This window comes from Erwinia sp., assembly GCF_031978025.1.
Classification (GTDB): Bacteria; Pseudomonadota; Gammaproteobacteria; order Enterobacterales; family Enterobacteriaceae; genus Erwinia.
Map to the genome: position 1 here is coordinate 1 of NZ_DALZCD010000354.1, position 3,682 is coordinate 3,682.

Sequence of the window (3,682 nt, forward strand, 5' to 3'; positions counted from 1 at the left end):
AAGATAAAACCCGGCTGCTTTCGGGTTGGTGGTTTCAGCCGTCCAGTCAAACCGAGTGCAGCCATGCTCAATTGCAAAAGCCGCTATAAACTGCATAAGGGATTTCGCCACCCCCTGACCTCTGACATCCGCCGAGGTAAAGAGATCTTTCATATACGCCTGGCCAGAGCATTTTGGAGCAGGAAACATCAGCGTGAATGTGGCAAAGCCGACCAGCGTTCCTTTCTGCCATGCTCCCAGGACGGTTACACCAGAGTAGGGAGAGAAAACCCTGTTGGTCAGGTAGGCGAGCATTTCGTCGTAGCTGACAGCCTTGTCCCCAAAATAATATGACTCCATTTCGACAAAAATATTTGCCAGTTCCGGAATGTCCGACGCATCACATATCTTGATTTTCATCCACTTTCCTTTGTTTTTATGATCTGCCCTTTGCTTATTAACCTTAACATCAGTTTGCCACACCGCCACACCGCCACACCGCCACACCGCCACACCGCCACACCGCCACACCACACCACCACAGGCGCCCTCAGCGCATTTCTGCAACCTCCGGCCACGCCCGGCGTCTTCACCAGAAACCGGGCAAATCGGTCCTGGCCATTTCTGTCCGCCTGCACGGCGTACATAAAAATAATGGCTCGTGTTCAGAACAGATATCCAGAACCAATACATCATTTTAAGCATAAATTTATCGCACATTAGTTAACGTGTGATTTGCTGATTCAGATACTGGGGACGGCGATCTGGCTGCGTCTGCGATAAGCGGACAGCAGACGTTTCGCTCATCGCGATGCATGTTGCCTTTGCGCCTGACTCCATATGCCAGGCGGTAAAGCATACTCGCGCTATCGGGCTTTCCAGGGGGGGCGCAGGCTGAACCACCAGCGCGGGAAAAGTCAGATCGCCGCATCTGTGGTCATTTGATTAAGTATCCTGGCTCATTAGCGCGAAAGGTTTTATTCATGTCATCCCCTGTAAAACGGTTAGGTCAGAATGTTTAGATTGCGAGGGTAAAGAGAAAACGCGTTAAGCCCACCGCCCATATTTGATGCTCAGCGAAAATACCTTACGTATCCGGATCGTTGGTTTAGGTTAGCTGGTGGCGGGTTGTAGTCGCATCGAGGGGATCGCCATCCTGCCGGAGAGTGGGTCCCGATAGGGTCACCCTGTTTTCCCCAGGCCGAACATATAAGTCAGGCTATGTCAGAGCACAATTAAATCCCCTTCGATCGTCATATTTTGAGCCAGTAACCACCGGTTCAGGGATGAGTCAATCACCCGTTGATGGGCTTGTTCAAACTGAAACATTCTGCCGTGGCCGCTGACGCGAATAACGTACTGCAGCCTGCCGGGGGCTTCCCTTGCGGGTTGTCCCCATAACGGGGAGAGGCTCGTCAGGAGTTGCCCGCACGTCTGGATTTCAAGGTGGGTAAGCGTGATACCTACCCAACAGGCTTCCTGCAAGAACGCGGCCGTCATGCAGGCGTTAAAAGCGGCCAGCATCAGCTCCTGAGGATTGGGTGCCTGCCCCTTACCCCCCAGCTCGGCAGGTTCATCTGAATCGATAACGTGTTTTTGCCTCATCTTCTGACGCTTGCCTCCGGCAAAGGAGTGGCAAAGCGTGCGGCTCGCCATGCCTCCGCGCCATGTGGTCACAAGATCATAGTTAGCGGTCTGGATTGGCATCATTACTCCAGTGCCGCACGTAGAAACCCCGTGCGGCATAGTCATCAGGCGTTACGGCCCGCCATCACGCCACCATCGATGTCCCAGATAGCGCCGGTGACCCAGTCGGTCTTATCAGAAAGCAGGAAGGCAACGGTTTCCGCGATGTCGACCGGCGTCCCCACACGGCCAATCGGGTGGAAGCTGTCGAAACTGTTCATTACGCCTTTCACGTCGTCTTTCGGGATAAAGCCTTCGTAAATCGGGGTGTGAACAACGGCCGGGGAAACTGCATTGACACGAATACCGTTGCCGCCCAGTTCAATCGCCAGGTTTTTGGTCAGCGCGTGCAGACCGGCTTTCGCCATGGAGTAGGCGGAAGAAGGGGTGGCACCGATAGCCTGTTGCGCCCACATAGAGCCGATATTCACGATAGAACCTTTGATGCCCGCCTCAACCATATTGCGTACCACGTCGCGGGTAATGAAGAACGTCGCGCGGTTAATGCTCATGTACATGTCGTAATCAGACATTTCATTTTCAATAAACGGTTTTGGAAAGAACACGCCAGCGGCATTCACCAGCAGGCTGATATCTTTGTGTTCGGCGTTAATGGTATTTACCACGTGCTGCATTCCTTCCTCTTTCATCAGGTCGGCCACAATGATGGATACCTGGCCGTCTGCAGCCAGCGCCTGGCGTGCCCGATCGGCTTTGTCCTGACGATTACCGACCAGCACCACGCTGCCGCCGTTTTTCAGGATCAGCTTCGCCGTTTCAAAGCCCATTCCACTTGTCCCACCGACCACTAACAGTTTCTTACCGCTAAAAGATGCGTTCATCGCTAACCTCTTTAAAATCATCTGGTTGTCATTGATGAAAAGCACTGCTTCTCATCGTGTGAAACCAGAATGCCATCCTGCAGCCGAACTGACGACTGAGAAGATATTGCGATGCAGGAAAGAAAATCTTTCTCGATAAGGTATACTGTAAAAAAACAGGACTCAGGATATTTGTCATGCGATCGCTAAACCGACTGAAATGGCTGCATGCCTTTGAAGCTACCGCCCGGCACGGCAGTTTTACCGGCGCGGCGCAGGAACTCGGCGTTACGCCTGCCGCCGTGGGCCAGCTTGTCCGCTCGCTGGAAGACTGGGTAGGGCATCCGCTCCTTCACCGTACCCGTTCAGGGAAGGCGCGACTGACGCTGGTTGATGAAGCGCAGGAAGCCCTGCACGACATCACCCAGGGGCTGGACAAGCTGGAAACCGGGTTAAATAAACTGCGCGGGCGCCGGGCGCGATCCGTCGTCGTGGTGACGGCTTCGCAGGTCCTGATGATGAACTGGCTGATGGCGCGGTTGAATCGGTTCTCGGAAACCCATGAGACAATCGACCTGCGGCTCAACGTCACGGAGAGGCTGATGGATGTGTCACACGGCGAGGCGGATATTGGCATTCGCTGCGGGCAGGGCGGCTGGCCCGGGGTGAATAAAACCTGGCTAATGAATGAAGAGGCGATACTGGTCTGCAGTCCGCGACTGGTGCCTACCACGAAAATAGCCTGCAGTGAATGGCTCGCCACACAAAAACTGATCCACGACGATACGCCGCATCCCGGCGCGAATTTCCCCTCGTGGCACGACGTGCTGAGTACGGTCGGCGCCCCCGACGCACTTGAAAGCGGCCTGCATATTAACTCCACTTCCGCTGTTATCCTGTCAGCCCTGAGCGGCCGGGGCGTAGCCATTGTACGTTATGCTCTGGTGAAGCAGCTGATTGAAACCGGGCAGTTGGTTCAGCTGCATCCTGACCACCGTTGGCCGCTCAGCTGGTCGTACTATCTGGTAACCCCTCAGCAGTCTATGCGCCATGAAGTCAACGTTTTTCACGACTGGCTTGTGCAGGATGTTGCCTCTGACAAGGCGTACTCACTCGCTTCAGGCATCATGCCTTTCCTCCCGGGCAGGATGCCGGCCTTAACGTAATCCACAACAAAGAATTTCTTCTCTGCTTCG

4 protein-coding genes are annotated in these 3,682 nt (G+C 54.3%); 1 reads left to right on the top strand and 3 read right to left on the bottom strand.

Features of this window, described 5'->3' with window-relative positions; translation table 11 throughout:
• From RTK32_RS20060 to RTK32_RS20070, 3 genes are all read right to left on the bottom strand, one after another.
• Positions 1–684, bottom strand: a 684-nt coding sequence (locus RTK32_RS20060; RefSeq protein WP_312047026.1) for a GNAT family N-acetyltransferase, incomplete at its 3' end; no start/stop codon positions are given.
• A gap of 519 nt (positions 685–1,203) precedes the next feature.
• Positions 1,204–1,689, bottom strand: coding sequence for an OsmC family protein (locus tag RTK32_RS20065; protein ID WP_312047028.1), 486 nt, complete (start codon positions 1,687–1,689; stop codon positions 1,204–1,206).
• A gap of 41 nt (positions 1,690–1,730) precedes the next feature.
• Positions 1,731–2,507 carry an SDR family oxidoreductase gene (locus RTK32_RS20070; protein WP_312047030.1) on the bottom strand — a complete coding sequence of 259 codons (777 nt, stop codon included), beginning with the start codon at positions 2,505–2,507 and terminating at the stop codon, positions 1,731–1,733.
• Positions 2,508–2,683: 176 nt separating this feature from the next.
• Here RTK32_RS20070 and RTK32_RS20075 point away from each other — a divergent pair, with 176 nt between their 5' ends.
• Entirely contained in the window at positions 2,684–3,652 is a 969-nt protein-coding gene (locus RTK32_RS20075; RefSeq protein ID WP_312047032.1) for a LysR substrate-binding domain-containing protein, read from the top strand.
• Positions 3,653–3,682 lie beyond the last annotated feature (30 nt).

What these genes read in the sequence shown, in the direction of transcription:
- RTK32_RS20075 (WP_312047032.1), top strand. Translation starts at nt 2,684, where the DNA reads ATGCGATCGCTAAACCGACTGAAATGGCTGCATGCCTTTGAAGCTACC.
- RTK32_RS20070 (WP_312047030.1), bottom strand. Translation starts at nt 2,507, where the DNA reads ATGAACGCATCTTTTAGCGGTAAGAAACTGTTAGTGGTCGGTGGGACA.
- RTK32_RS20065 (WP_312047028.1), bottom strand. Translation starts at nt 1,689, where the DNA reads ATGATGCCAATCCAGACCGCTAACTATGATCTTGTGACCACATGGCGC.